Here is a 21,063-nt window from a genome sequence, read left to right as displayed (position 1 = left end):
ACGGGCGGCCGGGTCATCTGAGGCGACGGGATCGCTCCCTAAGCGTTCGGCAGACATCTCTACCAGCTCGACGCCGAGAGTGGTTCGCCATAACTCCTTAAAGTTCCTCCGCCTGCTCTCCACAGCCGTTTACAATTGCTCGTGCAGACCACCCATTGGTGGCGTCACCTTAACTAATCGCAGCCGCGGTGAGGCTCGTGTGCGGAGCTTTTCGCTCAGCACAATCCGTCAAAGCGACGCCACCGCTTGGACCTTTTAACGCTTTACGTCATCGTGGCGCTGTCAGCCATCACCTATGGGATCCTGTCGGGCGCGGCTGTGTATTGGGGAAGGTGGGAAGACCAGAATGCGAGGACTCTCGCTTGAGATGAGCATTCTGCCTACGCTGACAGTCGCTTGACGATCTCAAAGTCGATCTCGATAAGTGGCGCAACGGGTTTACCTGCAATCTTGGCCAAGATCGAGCGCGCCGCCTGGGTGCCGATCATGCGGCGGTCAATGCGAACGGTTGTCAACGATGGATAGGTATGCGGCGCAAAGTCCAAATCGCCAAAGCCGATGATCGCGACGTCATCGGGTATCCGGCATCCCCTGGAAATCGCTTCCGTCAATGCTCCGTGAGCAACCACGTCGGAACTTCCAAATACCGCAAGCGAACCAGTTCCACGGTCGAGCAGTTGCGCCAGCGCCTCGCGACCATCGCGGAAGGTCGAGGGAGAGTGCATCTCGATAGCCGGCAGTTCAACGGCGGCGATGCCCAAAAGCCGGTTGATGAAGCCGTCCCTGCGCTGTACGGCGCGCGGATCGTTGGCGCCGATCTGGGCATAGCGATCGTAGCCCTTGGCCAGAAGGAACTCCGCGACCAGTGCGCCGACATCGTAATGGGAGAAGCCCACGGCCGTGTCGAGCGGCGAAGGTGTGGAGTCCCAGATCTCGACGATCGGCAACCCTGCGCCAGTCAGCATCGCCCGCGTCTCTTTCAAATGCGTGATGCCAGTGAGGATGATGCCGTCGGGCCGTCGGGCAAGGATGGCCCGTGTAAGCTCAAGCTCCCTTTGCAGATCATATCCTGAAAGACCCAGCAATAACTGATAGCCTTCCGCCACTAGCTCGGCGTTCAAGCCCTCGATCGCCTCTGCGAAGATCGTGCTCGAAACCGAAGGCACGATTGCCGCGACCAGCCGGGTCCGGCGTGACGCTAATCCACCCGCCAGAAGATTAGGAACGTAACCGGTCTTGGCGATTACCCTCTCGACGGCTTCCCGTGTGCGCGGCTTTACCAGCGCGGGTGTATTGATGGCGCGAGAAACAGTGACGGGTGAAACCCCGGCAAGTTTTGCGACGTCCGCCAGGGTAACGGGACCTACCAGATCAGACTGGCTCGTTTTGTCGCGTCTTCTCATCATGAACTCCCGAACAAAATGATCTACGCTTTCATTTTGTCATTATGCAAGGGAATTCGGGAAGTTTTTGTCTTTGTAGCGCTAATATACTGATTTTCAGTGATTATTTTATTGAAGCCTGCACTTGCCAATACGACACATCGCTTTAAAATGAAAGCGCTTTCATATCCGGGAGGAGCCGGAGATCGCGTATTTTGACGCTGGCGCAAATGGCGCCGATTGAGGAGGAATTCATGATGCTGAAACGACTGTTCAAGGCCGCGGCCGTTGCCGCGTCCGTATATGCCGCATCGGCCCCGACGAGCCGTGCCGATGATTATCCCAACAAGACGGTTACCGTCATCGTGCCGTTTGCCGCAGGGGGCAACACCGATGCCTTCGGCCGTTTGGTCGCCGAGCAACTGGATAAACGGCTCGGCCAACGTTTCATCGTGGAAAACAAGCCGGGCGCCGGCGGCAATGTCGGACTGGGCGAACTCGCACGCGCCGCGCCGGACGGATACACGATCGGCATGGGCACGGTCAGCTCGAACGCCATCAACCAGACCCTGTTCAAGTCCCTTCCCTACGACAAGGAAAAAGGCTTTGCGCCGTTGTCGCTGATCGCCCGGATGCCCAATGTTCTGGTGGTCAATCCGGAAAAGCTGCCGGTCAATTCGGTTGAGGAACTGATCGAACTGCTCAAGAAGGAGCCGGGCAAGCATACCTACGCCTCGTCGGGCGTCGGAACATCCATCCATCTCGCGGGCGAGTTGCTCGCCACCAAGGCAGGGCTCAAGATCACGCATGTGCCCTATAAGGGAAGCAGCCAGGCGATCATGGATGTTGTCGCCGGCCACATCGATTTCATGTTCGACAATATCCCGACGGCTGCTCAGCAGGTGAAGGCCGGCAAGCTGCGCGCGCTGGCCGTCACCAGCCTCGACAAGGCATCGCTGCTGCCCGACGTGCCGACCATGGACAGCGTCATTCCCGGCTTCGAGGCCACGTCGTGGCACGGTATCTTCGCGCCGCCCGGCACACCGCCGGAAATCGTCGAGAAGCTGAGCCATGAGGTTCAGGCCATCCTTCACGAACCTGCCATGAAGGAAAGGATCGAAGGCATGGGCGCAACGCCGGTCGGCAATACGTCAGCGGAATTCGCCACCTTCATCAAGGGCGAAACGGACAAATGGGCCGAAGTCATCAAGGCGGCGAACGTCCCGCTGCAATGACACTCGCCTACCGGCCGGCGTACCGCGCCGGTCGGTGCATCCTGACCTTTGGATCTTGAAGCCATGTTGAAGATTAGAAACGGCCGCGACTTCGGCGGCGGCGTGGCGATGATCGTCGTCAGCCTGCTGTTCATCTGGTTCGGCCGGGAACTCGATGTCGGAAACTCGTTCCAGATGGGACCCGGCTATTTCCCGTGGATGCTGAGCCTGCTGCTGATCGCCATCGGGGCTTTGATCATCCTGCAGTCTCTCGTCATTGCCGCCGGGGAAGAGCCAGCGGAAGCCCCAAACTGGAAGGCCTGCGCGCTTGTCATCCTCGCACCGGTTTTCTTCGGGCTGGCGCTGTCTCGTCTGGGGCTGGCACCGACGATGTTCCTGATGATCATCGCGGTCAGCTTCGCCAGCAGATATGCCGGCTGGCGTGGTTCGGTGGCACTCGCCCTGTTCCTGGCGGTGTGCTCCGTCGTCCTGTTCACGCGGCTCCTGTCGCTTCCCGTCAGCGCCTTTGGGCCATGGATCCCGTTCCTTGGCTGAAATCGGGAAACGCCTATCGACACCATCCGCCGGGAGTTTGTAATGGATATTTTTTCCGACCTGTGGCTGGGTGCCACGACTGCCTTTCAGCCGGTGAACCTGGCCTATGGCTTCATCGGCTGCCTTCTGGGCACGGCTATCGGCGTTCTGCCGGGTCTCGGACCGACGGCGACCATCGCCATGCTGCTGCCGATCACCTTTGGACTGCAGCCGGAATCGGCGCTCATCATGCTCGCCGGCATCTTCTATGGCGCGCAGTATGGTGGTTCTACAACTGCGATCCTTATCAACCTGCCCGGCGAAAGCTCGTCCGTCGTCACCGCGATTGACGGCTACCAGATGGCGCGCAAGGGTCGGGCAGGTCCTGCGCTGGCAACAGCGGCGCTCGGCTCCTTCTTTGCCGGCACTGTGGCGACGGTACTTCTTGCGGTTGCGGCTCCGCCACTTGCCGCTGTCGCGCTGGAATTCGGACCGGCTGAGTATTTTTCGCTGATGATCCTCGGATTGGTGGCGTCCGTGGCGCTAGCAAGCGGTTCGCTGTCGAAAGCCTTCGCTATGATCGTCTTCGGCCTTTTGCTGGGATCGATCGGGACCGATGTCGAGAGCGGCACCCCACGCTACGTCTTCGACGTGCCGCAGCTCTATGACGGTCTCAATTTTGTCGCCGTCAGCATGGGAATATTCGGCATCTGCGAGATTTTGCGTAATCTCGAGCACGAGCAGGAGCGGTCGGTCGGTGTCAAGAAAGTCACCGGCCTGATGTTGAACCGCGACGATTTCAGACGCATTCGCGGTCCGGTGCTACGCGGCACAGTGCTGGGCTCGCTGCTTGGTGTGTTACCCGGCGGGGGCGCCATGCTCGCCTCGTTTGCGGCTTATGCGATGGAGAAACGCGTTTCGCCGAACCGGGCCGAATTCGGAAAGGGCGCGATCGAGGGCGTGGCGGCGCCGGAGGCGGCGAACAACGCCGGCGCGCAGACGTCGTTCATCCCTATGCTAACCCTTGGCATTCCGGGCAATCCCGTGATGGCCCTGATGGTCGGTGCAATGATCCTGCAGGGTATCACGCCAGGGCCGAATGTGATCTCGGACGAACCGGCGCTGTTTTGGGGCATGATCGTTTCGATGTGGTCGGGGAACCTGATGCTGGTTATCCTCAACTTGCCGCTGATCGGCCTTTGGGTCCGTATGCTGACCATCCCCTATCATCTGCTGTTTCCGGCGATCATCGGCTTCTGCTGCATCGGTGCCTACAGCATCAACAACAGTGTTTTCGACGTGTTCATCATGGCCAGTTTCAGCGTGATCGGGTTTGCACTCAGCAAGCTGCGGTTCGAACCCGCGCCATTGCTGCTCGGTTTCATTCTAGGGCCGATGCTCGAGGAAAATCTGCGGCGCGCGATGCTCATCAGCCAAGGCGATCCGACCGTCTTCGTCCAAAGCCCGCTGAGCCTCGCGCTGCTCGTAGCGGCCATGATCGTTCTCGCACTTGTTCTCGCGCCGAGCATCAGCCGCAAACGTGACGAAGCATTTACGGAATGACGTGCGCGACGACGCCAGACAGAAGGATAGACGGTATATGACTTCAGATCTTCGCTCCGCCCTGAGAGGCATCTCGGGTATTCTGGTCACCCCTTACGGCAAGACGGGCGAGATCGATCCGGTACGCCAGAAGCCGATCGTCGACAAGGCAATTGCTGCGGGCATTCACATCCTTGTTGCCAATGGGAATACGGGTGAGTTCTATGCGCTGACGATCGATGAGGCCGAGATCATGGTAAGAGCGTCGGCGGAATATGTGGGCGGGCGTGTGCCCCTATTGGCAGGAGTGGGGCGCGGCGTCCGCGACGCCTGCCGGTTGGCGCGAACCTCGCGGGAAGCAGGCGCCGCAGCGTTGATGATCCACCAACCGCCAGATCCCTTTTCCGCACCGCGCGGCCTGGTTGACTACCTGCGCGCGGTCGCCGACGCCGCCGAAGGATTGCCGATCGTGCTTTACCTTCGAAACGATGCCATCGGCATCAAGGCGATCCGGGAGCTTTGCGAACTGCCCTCCGTCATCGGCGTCAAATGGGCCACGCCCAATCCGCTGAAGCTGGCCGAGGCGATCGGCGCCACCGATCCCGGCATCGTCTGGGTCGGTGGGCTTGCCGAAGTTTGGGCGCCAGCCTTCTACGCGGTCGGTGCACGCGGCTTTACATCAGGTCTCATCAATGTCTGGCCGCAGCGCTCGGTTGCCATTCATACAGCCCTTGAAGCCGGGGACTACCGCGAGGCCAACAGGCTGATTGCCGGGATGAAGGCCTTCGAGGATATCCGCGCCGAGGAGTTGAATGGCACCAATGTCACTGGCGTGAAGGCCGCGCTGGCCGCCATCGGCCATGATTGCGGGGCGACACGTGCGCCGTCGGCCTGGCCGCTGACTGATACCCAACAAGCAGCGCTGCACGCATTCATCAATTCAAATGAAATCCGCTTCTGAGCGATAGCAAGGCGGTCCAAGCGAAACCGGAGGCGCAGATGACACCGAGAAAAACCTACGAACAATTGCGATCGGCGCGCTGGATGGTTCCCGACGACCAGCGTTCCTTCGGCCACCGCTCGCGGACCATGCAGATGGGCTACGACGCGGCAGACTGGGAGGGGCGGCCGATCGTCGCGATCCTCAACACCTGGTCGGATGCGCAGCCCTGCCACATGCATTTCAAGGATCGGGTGGAGTGGGTGAAGCGCGGCGTGCTGCAAGCCGGCGGTTTTCCGATGGAACTTCCGGCGCTGTCGCTGTCGGAGAACTTCGTCAAGCCCACCACCATGCTCTATCGCAACATGCTGGCGATGGAGGCGGAAGAACTGCTGCGCTCACACCCGGTCGATGGCGCCGTGCTGATGGGCGGCTGCGACAAGACCACACCCGCCCTGATCATGGGCGCGCTCAGCATGGGCGTGCCCTTCATCTTTCTTCCGGCCGGACCGATGCTGCGCGGTAATTACGCCGGCAAGTATCTGGGCTCTGGTACGGACGGCTTCAAATACTGGGACGAGCGCCGTGCCGGCACCATCTCGAAGGAGGAATGGGAGGGCATCGAGGCCGGAATCGCCCGCTCCTACGGCCACTGCATGACCATGGGAACCGCCTCGACGATGACGGCGATCGCCGAGGCCATGGGCCTGACTCTGCCGGGCGCCTCGTCCATACCCGCCGCCGATGCCGGCCATCAGCGCATGTCGACGCAATGCGGCCGCCGTATCGTCGAGATGATCTGGGAGGACCTGACGCCGGACAGGATCGTTACGCCCGTCGCGGTGGAGAATGCCGTGACCGTCGCCATGGCAACGGGCTGTTCCACCAATGCGATCATTCATGTGATCGCCATGGCGCGGCGCGCCGGCATTCCGCTGGAACTCGACGACCTCGACCGCATCGGCCGGACCACGCCTGTCATCGCCAATATCAGGCCATCCGGCACGTCCTACCTGATGGAGGATTTCTACTATGCCGGCGGCCTGCGTGCCCTAATGAAGCAGCTCGGCGACAAGCTCGACAGCTCAGCGATCACAGTCACCGGCAAGCCGCTGACCGACGGGCTTGAAGAGGTGAAGATCTGGAACGAGGACGTGATCCGGCCTCTGACGAACCCCGTCTATTACGAAGGCTCGCTGGCCGTCCTGAAGGGCAATCTCTGCCCGGATGGCGCCGTGATCAAGCCCGCCGCCTGCGATCCCAAATTCCATCGGCACACGGGACCGGCGCTGGTGGCCGACAGCTATGCCGAGCTCAAGAAAATCATCGACGATCCCGACTATTCACTAACGCCAGACACGGTTCTGGTGCTGCGCAACGCTGGCCCTCAAGGCGGGCCGGGTATGCCGGAATGGGGAATGATCCCCATGCCGAAGGCATTGTTGAAGCTCGGTCTGCGCGACATGATGCGGATCTCCGATGCTCGCATGTCGGGCACGTCCTTCGGCGCCTGCGTGCTGCATGCGGCACCGGAAGCCTATGTCGGCGGCCCTCTCGCCTTGCTCCGGACCGGGGACATGGTCGAGATGGACATACCGGCGCGGAGCCTCAACATGCTTGTCACAGATGCCGAACTGGAGGCCCGGCGCGCCGCCTGGACACCGCCGCCGCCGCGCTATGGCCGAGGCTACGGCCTGATGTTTTCCAAACATATCGAGCAAGCCGACAAGGGTTGCGACTTCGACTTCCTCACGACGGACTTCGGCCCCCGGGTCGACGAGCCGGCAATCAACTGACAAAATCCGGAGGCTTCCATGTCTGACTACATCCTTTCCGACGCAACCCGCGCCAAGCTAATGAAAATCTCGACAGCCTCGGTGGCGACGGCCCTATACAAGCGGGGACTGCGTAACCAGTTCATCCAGAACGTCCATCCAGTCTCGTGGAAGGGCATCAACATGGTCGGCCAGGCTTTTACCTTGCGCTACATTCCGGCGCGGGAGGACCGCAACGAGATCACAGTATTCCGCAACGCTGACCATCCGCAGCGGGTGGCGGTGGAAACCTGCCCGGCGGGGCATGTGCTGGTGATGGACAGCCGCAAGGACCCACGGGCCGCATCAGCCGGCTCCATTCTTGTAACACGACTTGCGATGCGTGGCTGCGCCGGCGTCGTCTCGGATGGGGGCTTTCGCGATGCCGAGGGTATTGGCAGGCTGGACATGCCAGCGTATCACCAGCGGCCCTCGGCGCCGACGAACCTGACGCTGCACGAGGCGCTTGATATCAACGTACCCATCTCATGCGGTGACGCCCCGGTCTTTCCTGGCGACGTGGTGTTGGGCGATGGGGACGGGGTTATGGTCATTCCCGCGCATCTGGCGGATGAAATTGCCGAGGAATGCACCGGAATGGAAAGCTTCGAGGATTTTGTATTGGAACGGGTCCTCGGCGGCGCTCCCGTCATTGGCCTCTATCCGCCGACTACCGACAAGGCTCAGGCCGACTATGCGGAGTGGCGAAAAAGCACGGGGCGATAATTGGTCTGGTTATCTGGCTGCCAGCGCTCTCACGTCTCTTCAAAAAGGCCAGTGCTGTTGATTATGGAAGGGACATCATACTCGCCGTCCCCGGAAGGGTGGGCCATTCCAAACGTATGGCCCGCCCTGTTCGCAAGTAGGATGGGCAGACCATCTACGACTCGTCGGCATTATCTGGCGGTGGTGCAGCGCAAGCCCGGCGCTCTTCGTAATGGCGCTCCATTCGCCGAGCTTCCAGACGCATTCCGTACCTGCAGCGATACCTGCTCAAGAAGCCAGGCGGCGACCGCGAGTTGGTCGATATCTTGGCACTCGTTCTTCAACACGACGAGCAGGCCGTCCTGTCGGTCGTCGACATGGCGTTGAAGTTCGGCGTCTCGACGAAGACGCATGTGCTGAACCTGCTGCATCGCCTCGTCGACGGCAAATCCTTCACGCCGCCAACCCTCGACGCACCTCAGGCGCTGACGCTCACCAATGAACCCAAGGCCAATGTCGACCGATACGATACCTTGAGAAAGACGGAGGTTCGCCATGCGTCATAACCCGGCAATCGGCGCGATCGTCATCATGCTGCGGCAGTTGAAGATGCACGGCATGGCCCAGGCCGTCGGCGAGTTGACAGAGCAAGGATCGCCGGTGTTTGAAGCCGCTATTCCGATCCTGTCGCAGCTTTTGAAAGCGGAGACGGCCGAACGAGAGGTACGGTCAGGGCAGACATACAGATGCGGGATCCATGCTATTACGCGGCGCGATGCCGCATCGTCCCCCGCAATGGGGCGAAGTCGTTGCTAGAATGGTGAGATTATGCGACTATTGGATAAACGCATCGCTTTTATCAGATGGGATTGCCATGCAGCCGGATACTATCGATGGCAAGGCCGTCAAAAACCTCGCAATCGCTCACGCACTCAACGGCGCCGTCGTTTTTGGCCAGCCCGGCGGGTTTGCCGTTCTTGTAAAATATGGGGCAAATGAAAGAGCGGTCGCCGCTCAAAGGTCCCGCCGCATGCGCATCTGGCGGAATCTGAACACGGCTGCCGCTTATGTTCGCGACGAGCTCGGGCTTGCGCGGTTCGAAATCGACATGACCGAACATGATCCGGCCGCCGTAGAGCGGAAGCGGCCCGACACAGCGGAACGTCAGCGCCAGTTACATGAGGCCGGCGAACACGACGCATGGTTCCGAAGCCAGGTGCAAAAGGCGATGGATGGTATTGAGGATGGTTCGAACCGTGCAATTTCCGAGGACGAATGGGCGGAAAAGTCGCGGCTGAGGCGAGCGGACCTACAGCGCCGTATCGGTGCGCAGGATCGTTGAATAGATGCGGATCATCAGGCGTGATTCCTATGCCATTGATCTCGACAGGATCGTTGATCGCATTGCTTTGGACAATCCTTCGGCAGCTCTCGATATGTGGGATGAAATTGAGCGCCAGGTCGAACGGTTACCTGATTTTCCTCGCTCCGGCCGCGCCGGACGAATGCCGGAAACAAGGGAACTGGTGGTGTCCGGAACGCCGTATATCGTCGTCTATCTGGTTTCCGACGATGTCGAGTTAATTCGTGTCTTGCATGGCGCGGAGCAATGGCCGCCCGACAACTACATTTCGGCTTTGCGCATCAGACGGCGAAGTCAACAAGGCGTGGATGCCCGAGACATTTGAAATCGAAAGGCCGGGCGAACCCGGCCTTCCGACTGTCGCATCGAAATCAGGCTCAGGCCTGCAGATTGTCCGCCGACATCTTGCCGGACTTGCGGTCCTTGACCAGCTCGTAGGTGATCTTCTGGCCGTCGTTGAGGCCACGCATACCAGCCCGCTCGACCGCGGAAATGTGGACGAAGACGTCAGCGCTTCCGTCGTCCGGCTGGATGAAACCAAAGCCCTTCGTTGCATTGAACCATTTTACCGTACCGGTCGCCATAGCGTCTTCCTTTGATCATTTAACCCTGCCGCACTTTCGTCCGGCAAATCGCATTTTGCGCCGACATAAATAGACGTTTCTGAATATAAGGCAAAGGCAAAATCCGGCTGGCGGCGTCGTACTTTCATTGCCCAGTCAGGGCGTGAAGGGCCTGTGAACGCCATCCGCAGCGGTGAGCCCTGCGCCACCGCTGCTTTTGCAGCGTTAAGCTGCCTGTACCTTCCTGCCCGTGCGCGCCCAAGCCGGCAGCCAGTCGCCATGGGCCGCCAAAAGGTCGTCAACGAGCGACCAGATCTGGTCGAGGTCGAGCTCGGCCGCCGTGTGCGGGTCCATCATCGCGGCGTGATAGATGTGCTCGCGGTTCTCCGTCATCAGCGCCTGGACGGTCAGTTCTTGAACATTGACGTTGGTGCGGATCAGCGCCGTCAGCTGCGGCGGCAGGTCGCCGATGAAGGTCGGCTGGATGCCTGAGGCGTCGATCAGGCAGGGCACTTCGGCGGCACAACTTGCAGGCAGCGAGGTGATGCAGCCGTTGTTGCGGACGTTGCCGTAGATGACGGACGGCTCGCCGGTCCAGACCGAGTTCATGATGGACGAGGCATATTCCTTCGATTGCGCGACCTCGATTTTCTCAGCCGATCGGTAGGCTTCCGCTTGGCCTTTCCAGCGTTCGATCTGCTCGATGCAGCGCTTCGGATATTCGTCGAGCGGAATGCCGAACTTCTCGATCAGGTCCTCACGGCCCTCCTTGATGAAGTAGGGCGTGTATTCGGCAAAGTGCTCCGAACTTTCCGTGACGAAATAGCCGAGGCGCGTCAGCATCTCGTAGCGCACCTTGTTCGGGCAGCGCGGGTTCCAGCCAGGCTTCGGGGCCCGGCCTTCACGATAGGCGCGAACAAGATCGGGATAGAGGTTCTTGTAGGATCCGTCCGGCTGGCGGTGCTCGAACGTCAGATAAAAGGCCATGTGGTTGATGCCGGCCGAGCGGTAGCGGATTTCCTCGTAGGGAATGTCGAGGTCGTGTGCCAGTTCCATCGCCGTGCCCTGCACCGAGTGGCAGAGGCCGACCTGCTTGATCGCCGGATACTTTTCCGCAATTGCCCAGGTGTTGATGGCCATGGGATTTACATATTGCAGCATGATCGCATCCGGGCAGACGGCGAGCATGTCCTCGCAAATCTTCCAGAGATGCGGGACTGTTCTGAGGCCCCGCATGATGCCGCCGACGCCGAGCGTGTCGGCAATGGTCTGGCGCAGACCGTATTTCTTAGGCACTTCGAAATCGGTGACCGTGCAGGGCTCATAGCCGCCAATCTGGAAGGCGACGACGACGAAGTCGGCGCCCGAAAGCGCCTTGCGCTGGTCGGAATAGGTCTCGGCCTTGGCTTTGACACCGAGCGTCGAAATCAGCTTGTTGACGACGATGGCGCTTTCTTCAAGCCGCTGCGGATTGATGTCCATCAGCGCGATCGTAGCACCCGACAGCGCCGGGCGCTGCAAAACGTCGCCGACGATGTTTTTCATGAAGACGGTGGAGCCTGCTCCAATAAACGTGATCTTGGGATTTCGTGCCATTATAACCTCCGGCATTCAGCAATCATGCTACCTCGAAAGCGGCTTTCACCAGCCGTTCCGTGTAGGCGGTCTTGGGGTTGGATAAAACGTCGTTGACAGGCCCCTCTTCCATAATGCGGCCGTGCTGCATGACGATCACACGGTGGCACAGCGCCCGCACGACCTTGAGATCGTGCGAGATGAAGAGGTAGCTCAAGCCCCGCTCGTCCTGCAATCTGCGAAGGAGCTCAATGATCTGCGCCTGGACGGAAAGATCGAGCGCCGAGGTCGGTTCGTCGAGCAGGATGAATTCGGGTTCAAGCGCGATCGCGCGGGCAATGGCGATGCGCTGGCGCTGGCCGCCGGAGAATTCATGCGGGAAGCGCGAGAGAATGTGACCCGGCATGCCGGCCGCAATCAGCGCCTCGCGCACCCGGTCCATGCGCTCGGACTTGGTCGCGCCGAGCTTGTTGACGACCAGTCCCTCCTCGATGATCTGGCCGATCGTCATGCGCGGATTGAGCGACGAAAACGGATCCTGGAAGACGATCTGCATGCGCGAGCGCAGCGGCCGCATTTCGGCGCGCGAGCGGCCGTGGATGGGCTGGTGATCGAAGTAAATTTCGCCGCCGTCCGGGTCGTTCAGCCGGACCAGCGCCTGACCGAAGGTGGTTTTGCCGGAACCGGATTCGCCGACGAGACCAAGCGTCTCATGACGACGAAGCGTGAGACTCAGACTGTCGACAGCAACGAGCTCCCGCATTTCCGGCCTGAAGAAGGTGCCGTGGCGCAGCATGAAGGAAACGCGCACGTTCTTGGCATCAAGAATGATCTCGGAATTTTCCGGTAAAGGGTTTGCCTGGCCGCGCGGCTCGGAGCCGAGCAGATGTTTCGTGTAAGGATGCTGAGGATTGGCAAAAAGCCGCTCGGTCGTGTTGTGCTCGCGCATCTCGCCATGCTGCATCACATAGACATAGTCCGAGAACTGCCGAACGACCGTCAGATCGTGGGTAATCAGGATCACCGCCATCCGCAGTTCCTTCTGCAGGTTGCGGATAAGGTTCAGGATCTGTGCCTGCACGGTGACGTCAAGCGCCGTCGTCGGCTCGTCGGCGATCAGGACGTCCGGATCGTTGGCGAGCGCCATGGCAATCATCACGCGCTGGCGCTGGCCGCCCGAGAGCTGATGCGGATATTGTTTCAGCCGCGCTTCGGGATCCGGAATCTGCACGTGCTTCAGAAGCTCCAGCGCCCGTGCCTCGGCCTGCCTGCGGCCGATCTTCTTATGCACCCGGATCGCTTCGACGATCTGGCTGCCGATCGTGTAGATCGGGTTTAGCGAGCTCATCGGCTCCTGGAAAATCATCGAGATGCGGTTGCCGCGCAGCTTGCGCCGTGCGCGTTCGGAGAATTTCAGGATATTGGCACCGTCATAGTCGATGGTCGATTTCGGCGAGACGGCAGCGCGTTTCGAAAGAAGCCCCATCACGGTGCGCGCGGTTACCGATTTGCCGGATCCGGATTCGCCGACGATCGCGATCGTCTCGCCGCGATAGAGCTGAAACGAGATATCCTTAACCGCCTCGACCAGCCCATCTTCGACCTTGAAGTTCACAGCGATATTGCGCGCGTCGATGATCGGGCTTTCCTTGCGGCCATCGTGGTCGTGACGGATGGCCGGCGCGAAAGAACTGACAAGAGAAAGGGCCATCTTCATCACCTCAGTAAGGATCGACTGCGTCGCGCAGACCGTCGCCCAGCGCATTGAAGGCAAAGACGGTCACAAGCACGAAGCCGACGGGAGCGAGGATCCAGGGATAGGTGCCGATAACGGAATAGTTCGCCGTATCCTGCAGCATCAGGCCCCAGGAGATCAGTGGCGGCTTTACGGCAAAGCCTAAGAACCCGAGGAAGGATTCAAGCAGCACGACGCTCGGAATGTGCAGGGTCACCGATACGATCACGTGGCTCATGACATTCGGGAAAATGTGCTGGAAGATGATACGCCGGTCGGTCGCGCCGACAGCCATCGCCGCCCGCACATAATCGATGCGCGCCAGAGCCAGCGTCTTGCCGCGAACTTCGCGCGACATCTGCGCCCAGCCGAGTGCCGACATGACGATGATGACGAAGGCAAGGAAGACGTTCGTCGGAGCCGTGACAGGGATCAGCGACGTCAGCGCCAGATAGAGCGGCAATTGCGGGAAGGCGAGCACCAGCTCAACGAACCGCTGGACCCAGACATCGAAGGTACCGCCGAAGTAGCCGGAGACCATGCCGACCGTGGTACCCACAATCGTGACGATGAAGACGACGGTCAGTGCGATCACCAGCGAAATGCGCGAGCCGATGATTGCGCGCGAAAGCACGTCGCGTCCAAATTTGTCGGTACCCAGAAAATGCACCGACTGACCATCTGTCGAACCGAAGAAATGCCGGTTGGCCGGAATGAGGCCGAAAAGCTTGTAGCCCGCCCCCTTCACGAAGAAGCCGAGGTAGCGCGGATTGTCATAATCCGGACCAACGATTGGCTGGAACGTGACGGGGTCGAGCTCGTCTGAATCGGCGAGCGCATAGACGCGCGGCCGGAAGACGAAATTGCCGTCCTTGTCGTGGAAGCTCATGACCTGCGGTGGCGCAAAACCGACATCGGTTGCCTTTGGGTCCATCGGCGCGAAGAAATCCGCAAAGACAGCCATGATGATCAGCAGACCGACGAGGATGAGGCCCATCATGCCCGTCCAGGAGCGCTTCAGGCGGCGCCAGACGAGCGCGATATAGCTTTCGTTGCCATGCGGCGGCTTCTTGACGGATTCTTCATGTGGCGGAGGAAGGGAGGAGTCGAAGGCGAACATGTCAGGCTCCTCCATACTGGCGGACGCGCGGGTCCAGCATGGCAAGCAACATATCGGCAATTATGTTGCCGACGATCAGCGTCGCCGACAGCACCAACATGAAGGTCGCGGTGACGTAGACGTCACCGATGGCCATCGAGCCGACAATGGCGGGGCCTACGGTCGGCAGGGCGAAAATGATCGCCGTCTCGATTTCTCCGGTTAGCATGTAGGGAAGCACGACGCCCTGATACATGACCAGCGGATGCAGCGCGTTGGGCACGGCATGGCGCATGACGACCGCGCTCCCGGTCAAGCCTTTCGCCTTGGCGGTCTCGACATACTGCGCGTTCAGCGTGTCGAGGAGATTGCCGCGCATGACGCGCATATTGTAGGCAAGACCCCCGAACGTCGCGATCGCCACGACCGGCCAGACATGGCTGACGAGGTCGACGAACTTCGCCCACGACCATGGCGCGCCGCCATACTGCGGCGAGAAGAAGCTGCCGATCTCAGAAATGTTGAATTGGAACACCAGCAGGTAGACGATGATCAGTGCCATCAGAAAGCGCGGCACCGTCATGCCGAGAAAGGAAATGCCGGAAAGAAGGCTGTCGATCCAGGTATACTGGCGTGTTGCCGCCCAGATGCCGAAGCCGATGCCGAGCACGGAAGCGAAGAGATGGCAGACGAGGGCCAGGAGCAGCGTGCGTGGCAGGCGCTCGCCGACGACGTCGGAAACTGGCTTGTTGTAGTACATGCTGTAGCCGAAATCGCCGCGGGTGACGATGCCACCGATCCAGTTGAAGTACTGGATGACCATCGGTTGATCGAGGCCATGCTCGACGCGGTAGGCCTGCGCCTGCGCTTCCGCTTGCGCGAAGGACGCGCCGCTCTGGTTGATCAGCTGGGATCGAATGTAATCGGCGTAATCGCCGGGCGGCGCCTGGATGATGGCAAAGGTCACCACGCTCAGGATGAAAAGCACGGGAACCGCAGAGGCTGTGCGCATGAGCAGGAATCGTAACATCGGACGGTTCGCTTCTCCTTGCCGCCAGTCGCTCTTCGTCAGCGCGGCCGGCTTGTTGGTTATGTCCGGCCGCGCACCACGCGCGGCCGGATGCTCACTTCATTTGGGAGGGAGCTCTAGTTCAACGGACCCTTCTCTCCCGGCTTGCCGGGAAGTTGCTCGGGGAAAAGTTCATATTTCTGCTGCTTGTCGGCAGCCACCCACAGGCGCTCGCGGATGACAGAATCTTCAGCCCAGTTGAACATGAAGATCGGCGTGCCCTGCGGGATGTTCGAGAAGCGCTTGTTGATGATGAGTGCCCCTGGATACTCCGTGAGGCCGACAGTATTTACGTGCTCCGTCGAGATCTTCTGATACTCTTTCATCAGGCTGACACGCTCGTCATTGTTCTGGCTTGTCCTGAATTTGTTGACGATATCGACAAGCTCCTTTTCAAAGGGCATCAGATCAAGCTGGTCGTCCTTGCCGGCACGGTGGTGCCAACTGGTACGCGGGCCGACAGGCGCGAGCTGCTCGGTGTTTTGCACGACCGAAGCCAGTTCCGTGGTGTTGCGCTGGATCAGCCAGTCGAAGCGGCCGGCATAGTGTGCATCATCGCGCTTCGGTCCGTCGAGTGCGTTGATGATGATCTTGAGGCCAAGCTTCTCCATCTGGCCGACGACGCCTTCGGCAAGACTCTTGTCGGTGGCATAGCCGTTGTTGACGAGCAGCACGATCTCGACGTTCTTTCCGCCCGCCTGTCCGGCCGGGAAATTCACGAAGCCGTCGCCATCGGTGTCTTTCAGGCCCGCCTTTGCAAGCCCGGCCTTCGCGCCTTCAAGGTCGTATGGATAAGCGACGGTCGATTGCCGGTCATAGAAACTCGTACCGGACGACAAGCCGCCGGGGTAAATGGCCGTGAACGGCCCCTTAACGAGCGAGTCGCCGATGGCTTTGCGATCGAAGGCCATGGTGACAGCCTTGCGGAAATCCTCGTTGCGGTTCAGCTCGCGGATCGCCTGGCCGCGCCCGTCCGGATCGCCCCAGCCGTTGGCCGAAAAATTCATGCGCAGGTTATACCCGATCAGGCGGGGACCGAAGGCGAGACGGGCAGGTGCCGTCTTTTCGGCAGCGCGCTTCAGCGAAGCGACGAAATTTTCCGGCTGCTCGAGGTTCGAGAAGTCGCCCGATCCGGCAACCGCCTGAACGTCACGGTCTGCCCAAGTCGAAAGCTTGTAGTGCAGTTCGTTGAGGTAGGGCAGCTGATTGCCCTTCTCATCGACCTTCCAATAGTATGGATTCCGGCGCATGACGATGATGTCGTCCGGCCGGTATTCGACCGGCACCCAAGCCCCCATCACCGGCATGTTCATATATTCCGGCGGGAAGGCATTCTTGAACTGGTCGTAAGTATTCTTTGAATATTTCGGATGCTGGGGCTTGAGGATATGCGATGGACCCGGGCAGAAATTGGGATAGGCCATCGTGTAGAGATATTGTTTTGGGAAGGCCTCCTTGAACGTCCATTCGACAGTATGGTCATCGATCTTCTTCAGTGTCGTGCCCGTACCAAAGGCTTCCGGTGATGCGCCCCCGCCAAGCGGCGAGACGTTCGGGTCGATGACCTCGTCTTCCCAGTAGAACATGATGTCGTCGGCACCGAAGGGGGCGCCGTCCGACCATTTCGCGCCTTCGATCAGGTGCATGGTGAGCTTATGGCCGTCCTCGGACCATTCCCAGCTCTTGGCAAGGTTCGGAAGCGGTTCGGTATCCTTGGCCTCCACCTGGAAGAGCGGTGCAGTGCGCGTCAGGCATTCCGAAAGGCCGATATCAATGCCGCCCCAGCCCTGCGTCTGCCCGGCGCCATAATTCCAGCCTTCAGGGCGCCCGCCGATGACATGGCGCATTGTATCGCCGTACGCGCCGATGCCGTCCGGCATGTTCTCGGTCTTGAAAACCAGCGGCTCCTTCGGAAGCCGGTCCTTGATCGACGGCAGCTTGCCGGTATCGACGAAATTCGCCTTGACCCAGTCCGGCTCATTATATTCCGGCAGCGCCTTGAACTCCAAAATGGAGTCGCGGGCCACGTACTTGATCTTGCCTTCAGCTGGAAACGGCGCCGGCTCCGGCGGAATGGTCGGTTCGGATGCGTATGCATTCAAGGCTGCGGCCGAGACGCTCAGCGCCAGCCCGGCAAGAATGCCAATTTTGCGAAAATTTCTCATCGTCTCTCCCTCTTGTTCGGAGCGCTTGGGCGCTCCGGTTCTCCTCTAACGGCATGAAACCGGGTCTGACGCGGCGGCTTTCCCTCCCGGAAATCCGCCCACCCGACTTCCACGAAATTCAAACGGCCTGTTTCAAGGCCGCCTTTTCGGCGCGCAGCTCCTCGATCGAGCGCACGTTGCGCCGTGCAGCGCCCGCCCAATCACGGGTCTTTACGCTGGACTTCGACAGACGCTCCTGCGCAGCCGGAACGGCGTCGGCATATTGGGGCAGCCAGCGAGCTTGAGCCACGACCATTTCATCGACCATCTGCCAAACCTCTTCGGGTGTCGAGACGGCACCGACCAGCGGGTCGTGCAGCACCGCAAGTTTCAGAAGCTCGATATCGCCGCTGATCGCCGCATGGACGGACATGCGCTGGACATTGATCGATGAGATGCACGTTGCGGCGCAGGCTTCCGGAAGGGTGACACCGGAGACCATGTTGATGCCGAAGCGATCGACGAAGCCAGGCGACTCGATGATCGCATCAGCCGGCAAATTGGTGATGACGCCATTGTTCTTGACATTGAAGTGGCCGCGGTAGACGCGGTTGGTCTCCAGCGCCTCAAGGATATGGCTAGCATGTTCGTTGGAGCGTTTGTCCGGATCAATCGGCTTCGAGGCCGATTCAAGAAACTGCGGGAATTCCGTCTCGAACCAGTTGCGCGTTTCCGTCGAGTGACGGAGATAGCCGCCGGTCTCGCCATGGATCCAGTCGGACATGTCGATCCACTTGGTGATTTCGTCCGGACGCTTGCGGTACCACGGCAGGTATTCGGAAAGGTGCCCGTTGCTTTCCGTCGAATAGATGCCGAAGCGCTTCAGCACATCGATGCGCAGCTTCTCCTGCTGCGAATAGACCGGATGGGCTTCGAAGGCCGCGACGAGTTCGTCCTTGCCGATCTTGCAGCCGTTGAGGCGCAGATCGATGAACCATGTCTGATGGTTGATGCCCGAGCAGATATAGTCGAGTTCCGCCGGCGATTTGGCGCCGAGCACCTCGGCGATCTGTTCGGCCCCGTGCTGCACACCGTGGCACAGGCCGACCGTATCGACCTTGCCATATTCGATCGCAGCCCATGTATTCATCGCCATCGGGTTTGCGTAGTTCAAGAATTTCGCGCCCGGTTCTGCGACTTCACGGATGTCCTTGCAGAAATCCAAGATGACCGGAATGTTGCGCTGACCGTAGAGAATGCCGCCGGCGCAGATCGTATCGCCGACGCATTGGTCGATGCCGTATTTCAGCGGAATGCGGATATCGTCGGCATAGGCTTCGAGACCACCGACACGCACGCAGCTGATGATATAGCGCGCGCCTTCGAGCGCTTTGCGGCGGTCGGTCGTTGCCGTGATCCTGGTCGGCAGCTTATTGGATTCGACGATCTTGTCGAGGATCGCTTTGATCATCTGAAGATTATGTTCGCTGAGGTCCGTCAGCGCGAATTCGACATCCTTGAATTCCGGAACGCACAGAATGTCCGTGAACAGCTTCTTGGTGAAGCCGACGCTGCCCGCACCGATGATAGCGATTTTGAAACTCATAATCTTCACCTCAATCCGATCAGATGCTAGGTAAAAGGACGGACAGGGGAGGATTGACCACATGCCGGCACATGCAGCCCGAAAAAGCAAAATAGCGCCTATATTTCCTCCCGGCCGTTCTCTCGACCGCGATCTCTTCCTCTTATGAAAAGCGATTATGCGGATATTCGCGGAGGTGGCCAGAGAAGGATTATGCTTTCGAGGGTAATTTTGTGCTGCAGGATTTGATCGCCAACGGGCAGTCCATGAGGACGGTTTCCCTGCCGCGCGGGCGCCAGCGCTTGCACGCCATGCCGACAAGTGCTGGCTATGAGGTGCGGGAAAACGAGATCTACGATTGGGATGGAAGGCGGCGCGGCCAGACCCCCTTTACCGTTCTGCAGCATACCATCAGTGGCACCGGCCATCTGCGCTATCAGAACCGCAACTACAGGCTACAAAGCGGCGATACGCTGCTGGTTCTCGTTCCGCACAATCATCGCTACTGGCTCGAAAAGGGCGACCGCTGGGAGTATTTCTGGATATCGATGCATGGCGAGGAGACGCTGAGAATCCACAAGATGGTCCTCGGGCTTGCCGGTCCGGTTTTAAGGCTCCAGCCATCGACCATCGATCATCTCGCCGACTGCAGTCTTCGCCTTGTGAAAGGCGCAACGACGCCCGGCGCGGCGTCCGCAATCGCCTATGAAGCGGCCATGGCGCTTTACGACGATGTCTTCGGCTCACCGGCTTTTGCAGCAGACCTCAGCGTCATGCAGTCGGTGATTGACCATATCCATGCCAATCTCGACCAGCCGTTGCCAGTCAGCGAGCTTGCAGGCATCGTCGGCCTCAGCCGCGCGCATTTTTCCCGCAGCTTCGCCGAAAGCGAAGGCATGCCGCCTGCCGAATATGTGCTTCAGCAAAGGCTGCTGCGCGCGGCAAAGCTTTTGACAAAGGCCGATTTCCTGCCGGTCAAGGAGGTCTCGATCATGTGCGGCTTCGAAGATTCCAACTATTTCTCCAAAGTCTTCCGCCGCGTTTACGGCATCACCCCCACGGAGTTCCGAACCACCGGCATGTATGCAAGCATCGGCAAGGGACGCTAGAAGCCTTGCAAAGGAACCCGGCGCCGACGCTCGAACGCGACCGGGAACGACTGGTCGGGGAGGTTTTCGAAAGCCTGCGCGACGGCGCCAAATACGCACTCGCCGTCGGCGCCGCGGCGGCGACGGTGGGTATCATCGTCGGAGCAATTTCTTGATCGCCTTCGTCGGCTGCGTGCTCGGCATGACCTGCCTTGGCTCGGCTCTTTCAGGATTTCTTCTGGACAGTGCGACCTCTTGGGAGAGGGCTTTGTTGGTGGTCGCAGCCATCGTGCTTGTCGTACAAGAGCCGATCTCATCCCTGATTGGCCTTGCCTTGATGTTGCCGGTGGCGGCAAACCAGCTTCTTTCGTGGAAAAAACCGGCCTGTTGTCCTGTAAATCCGGCCCGAACGATCCGCCGTGCAGCGAAACGCCCATTGAAGCTCGACAGCGCGATGTCAAATCGCGCCGATCTTTTTCGTCCTGAGCGCTCTGTCCTTGGAGGTCGACCGACCTGACAAGTCCGGGTCGGTCCTGTGACGCCCTCTCCCTACCGCCGGTTCTCTTTCGGACGAAACCGATGATAGCAGCTGGGGACGGCTTGGCGGACCTCGCGGTCCTCCGGGACTAACCTTGACATCAAACGAATGTGACTTAATCTATTTTTTCGGATCCCGAGCCCGTTGTGCTGGAGGCAGCGGCTCAAGTTTGA

General features: G+C 59.8%; 19 protein-coding genes and 2 pseudogenes. 13 read left to right on the top strand and 8 right to left on the bottom strand.

What is annotated here, in order from left to right; translation table 11 throughout:
* Positions 1-380 precede the first annotated feature (380 nt).
* Positions 381-1,406 carry a LacI family DNA-binding transcriptional regulator gene (locus tag BN1800_RS16935; RefSeq protein WP_244564536.1) on the bottom strand — a complete coding sequence of 342 codons (1,026 nt, stop codon included), beginning with the start codon at positions 1,404-1,406 and terminating at the stop codon, positions 381-383.
* 230 nt (positions 1,407-1,636) lie between these two features.
* Here BN1800_RS16935 and BN1800_RS16930 point away from each other — a divergent pair, with 230 nt between their 5' ends.
* The 10 genes and pseudogenes from BN1800_RS16930 to BN1800_RS16885 all read left to right on the top strand — a co-directional run bounded on the left by BN1800_RS16930 (position 1,637) and on the right by BN1800_RS16885 (position 9,819).
* A complete protein-coding gene (locus BN1800_RS16930) occupies positions 1,637-2,617 on the top strand; it encodes a Bug family tripartite tricarboxylate transporter substrate binding protein (RefSeq protein ID WP_086999825.1) in 981 nt (326 codons plus the stop codon).
* 63 nt (positions 2,618-2,680) lie between these two features.
* Positions 2,681-3,151, top strand: a complete 471-nt coding sequence (locus BN1800_RS16925; RefSeq protein WP_086999567.1) for a tripartite tricarboxylate transporter TctB family protein — start codon at positions 2,681-2,683, stop codon at positions 3,149-3,151.
* 42 nt (positions 3,152-3,193) lie between these two features.
* Positions 3,194-4,693 carry a tripartite tricarboxylate transporter permease gene (locus BN1800_RS16920; RefSeq protein WP_086999565.1) on the top strand — a complete coding sequence of 500 codons (1,500 nt, stop codon included), beginning with the start codon at positions 3,194-3,196 and terminating at the stop codon, positions 4,691-4,693.
* 37 nt (positions 4,694-4,730) lie between these two features.
* On the top strand, positions 4,731-5,633 hold the full coding sequence (locus tag BN1800_RS16915; protein WP_086999563.1) for a dihydrodipicolinate synthase family protein: 903 nt from the start codon (positions 4,731-4,733) through the stop codon (positions 5,631-5,633).
* A gap of 38 nt (positions 5,634-5,671) precedes the next feature.
* Complete coding sequence (gene araD, locus BN1800_RS16910; protein WP_086999561.1) at positions 5,672-7,408, top strand: L-arabinonate dehydratase; 1,737 nt, start codon at positions 5,672-5,674, stop codon at positions 7,406-7,408.
* Positions 7,409-7,426: 18 nt separating this feature from the next.
* Positions 7,427-8,152 (top strand): ribonuclease activity regulator RraA, encoded by a 726-nt coding sequence (locus tag BN1800_RS16905; RefSeq protein ID WP_086999559.1) that lies wholly within the window; start codon positions 7,427-7,429, stop codon positions 8,150-8,152.
* Positions 8,153-8,295: 143 nt separating this feature from the next.
* Positions 8,296-8,697: pseudogene (locus tag BN1800_RS16900) on the top strand (IS21 family transposase); the annotation flags it as partial.
* Positions 8,687-8,863: pseudogene (locus BN1800_RS16895) on the top strand (ATP-binding protein); the annotation flags it as partial. The pseudogenes BN1800_RS16900 and BN1800_RS16895, both read left to right, overlap by 11 nt.
* 142 nt (positions 8,864-9,005) lie before the next feature.
* A complete protein-coding gene (locus BN1800_RS16890; RefSeq protein WP_086999557.1) occupies positions 9,006-9,473 on the top strand; it encodes a hypothetical protein in 468 nt (155 codons plus the stop codon).
* 4 nt (positions 9,474-9,477) lie between these two features.
* Entirely contained in the window at positions 9,478-9,819 is a 342-nt protein-coding gene (locus BN1800_RS16885) for a type II toxin-antitoxin system RelE/ParE family toxin (protein WP_244564535.1), read from the top strand.
* Between the two features lie 52 nt (positions 9,820-9,871).
* On the opposite strand, the gene BN1800_RS16880 is transcribed toward BN1800_RS16885, so the two are convergent.
* The 7 genes from BN1800_RS16880 to melA (BN1800_RS16850) all read right to left on the bottom strand — a co-directional run bounded on the left by BN1800_RS16880 (position 9,872) and on the right by melA (BN1800_RS16850) (position 19,285).
* The gene (locus BN1800_RS16880; protein ID WP_027511051.1) at positions 9,872-10,078 is read right to left on the bottom strand and encodes a cold-shock protein; all 207 of its coding nucleotides are present in this window, start codon (positions 10,076-10,078) and stop codon (positions 9,872-9,874) included.
* A gap of 204 nt (positions 10,079-10,282) precedes the next feature.
* Entirely contained in the window at positions 10,283-11,653 is a 1,371-nt protein-coding gene (melA, locus tag BN1800_RS16875; protein ID WP_086999555.1) for an alpha-glucosidase/alpha-galactosidase, read from the bottom strand.
* A gap of 22 nt (positions 11,654-11,675) precedes the next feature.
* Positions 11,676-13,343 carry an ABC transporter ATP-binding protein gene (locus tag BN1800_RS16870; protein WP_086999823.1) on the bottom strand — a complete coding sequence of 556 codons (1,668 nt, stop codon included), beginning with the start codon at positions 13,341-13,343 and terminating at the stop codon, positions 11,676-11,678.
* 10 nt (positions 13,344-13,353) lie between these two features.
* A complete protein-coding gene (locus tag BN1800_RS16865) occupies positions 13,354-14,487 on the bottom strand; it encodes an ABC transporter permease (protein WP_086999553.1) in 1,134 nt (377 codons plus the stop codon).
* Between the two features lies 1 nt (position 14,488).
* Entirely contained in the window at positions 14,489-15,496 is a 1,008-nt protein-coding gene (locus tag BN1800_RS16860) for an ABC transporter permease (RefSeq protein ID WP_086999551.1), read from the bottom strand.
* Positions 15,497-15,612: 116 nt separating this feature from the next.
* Positions 15,613-17,700 carry an ABC transporter substrate-binding protein gene (locus BN1800_RS16855; RefSeq protein WP_086999549.1) on the bottom strand — a complete coding sequence of 696 codons (2,088 nt, stop codon included), beginning with the start codon at positions 17,698-17,700 and terminating at the stop codon, positions 15,613-15,615.
* Between the two features lie 118 nt (positions 17,701-17,818).
* Complete coding sequence (melA, locus tag BN1800_RS16850) at positions 17,819-19,285, bottom strand: alpha-glucosidase/alpha-galactosidase (protein ID WP_086999547.1); 1,467 nt, start codon at positions 19,283-19,285, stop codon at positions 17,819-17,821.
* A 212-nt stretch (positions 19,286-19,497) separates the two neighbouring features.
* On the opposite strand from melA (BN1800_RS16850), the gene BN1800_RS16845 reads away from it, so the two are divergent.
* From BN1800_RS16845 to BN1800_RS16840, 3 genes are read left to right on the top strand one after another with little or no spacing between them, the layout of a single operon-like run.
* The gene (locus tag BN1800_RS16845; protein ID WP_179213809.1) at positions 19,498-20,373 is read left to right on the top strand and encodes an AraC family transcriptional regulator; all 876 of its coding nucleotides are present in this window, start codon (positions 19,498-19,500) and stop codon (positions 20,371-20,373) included.
* Between the two features lie 5 nt (positions 20,374-20,378).
* The gene (locus BN1800_RS41420) at positions 20,379-20,528 is read left to right on the top strand and encodes a hypothetical protein (RefSeq protein ID WP_179213808.1); all 150 of its coding nucleotides are present in this window, start codon (positions 20,379-20,381) and stop codon (positions 20,526-20,528) included.
* On the top strand, positions 20,525-20,869 hold the full coding sequence (locus BN1800_RS16840; protein ID WP_086999545.1) for a hypothetical protein: 345 nt from the start codon (positions 20,525-20,527) through the stop codon (positions 20,867-20,869). Before BN1800_RS41420 ends, BN1800_RS16840 begins: the two co-directional genes overlap by 4 nt.
* Positions 20,870-21,063 lie beyond the last annotated feature (194 nt).

Origin of the sequence: Rhizobium sullae, assembly GCF_900169785.1 — a bacterium.
In the GTDB taxonomy this organism is placed as follows: Bacteria; Pseudomonadota; Alphaproteobacteria; order Rhizobiales; family Rhizobiaceae; genus Rhizobium; species Rhizobium sullae.
Note: the sequence above shows the minus strand (reverse complement) of the source record. Positions and strands in the feature narration are given on the sequence as shown.

Coding starts and splice junctions, on each gene's coding strand:
- BN1800_RS16935 (WP_244564536.1), bottom strand. CDS start 1,406: ATGATGAGAAGACGCGACAAAACGAGCCAGTCTGATCTGGTAGGTCCC.
- BN1800_RS16930 (WP_086999825.1), top strand. CDS start 1,637: ATGATGCTGAAACGACTGTTCAAGGCCGCGGCCGTTGCCGCGTCCGTA.
- BN1800_RS16925 (WP_086999567.1), top strand. CDS start 2,681: ATGTTGAAGATTAGAAACGGCCGCGACTTCGGCGGCGGCGTGGCGATG.
- BN1800_RS16920 (WP_086999565.1), top strand. CDS start 3,194: ATGGATATTTTTTCCGACCTGTGGCTGGGTGCCACGACTGCCTTTCAG.
- BN1800_RS16915 (WP_086999563.1), top strand. CDS start 4,731: ATGACTTCAGATCTTCGCTCCGCCCTGAGAGGCATCTCGGGTATTCTG.
- araD (WP_086999561.1), top strand. CDS start 5,672: ATGACACCGAGAAAAACCTACGAACAATTGCGATCGGCGCGCTGGATG.
- BN1800_RS16905 (WP_086999559.1), top strand. CDS start 7,427: ATGTCTGACTACATCCTTTCCGACGCAACCCGCGCCAAGCTAATGAAA.
- BN1800_RS16890 (WP_086999557.1), top strand. CDS start 9,006: ATGCAGCCGGATACTATCGATGGCAAGGCCGTCAAAAACCTCGCAATC.
- BN1800_RS16885 (WP_244564535.1), top strand. CDS start 9,478: ATGCGGATCATCAGGCGTGATTCCTATGCCATTGATCTCGACAGGATC.
- BN1800_RS16880 (WP_027511051.1), bottom strand. CDS start 10,078: ATGGCGACCGGTACGGTAAAATGGTTCAATGCAACGAAGGGCTTTGGT.
- melA (WP_086999555.1), bottom strand. CDS start 11,653: ATGGCACGAAATCCCAAGATCACGTTTATTGGAGCAGGCTCCACCGTC.
- BN1800_RS16870 (WP_086999823.1), bottom strand. CDS start 13,343: ATGGCCCTTTCTCTTGTCAGTTCTTTCGCGCCGGCCATCCGTCACGAC.
- BN1800_RS16865 (WP_086999553.1), bottom strand. CDS start 14,487: ATGTTCGCCTTCGACTCCTCCCTTCCTCCGCCACATGAAGAATCCGTC.
- BN1800_RS16860 (WP_086999551.1), bottom strand. CDS start 15,496: ATGTTACGATTCCTGCTCATGCGCACAGCCTCTGCGGTTCCCGTGCTT.
- BN1800_RS16855 (WP_086999549.1), bottom strand. CDS start 17,700: ATGAGAAATTTTCGCAAAATTGGCATTCTTGCCGGGCTGGCGCTGAGC.
- melA (WP_086999547.1), bottom strand. CDS start 19,285: ATGAGTTTCAAAATCGCTATCATCGGTGCGGGCAGCGTCGGCTTCACC.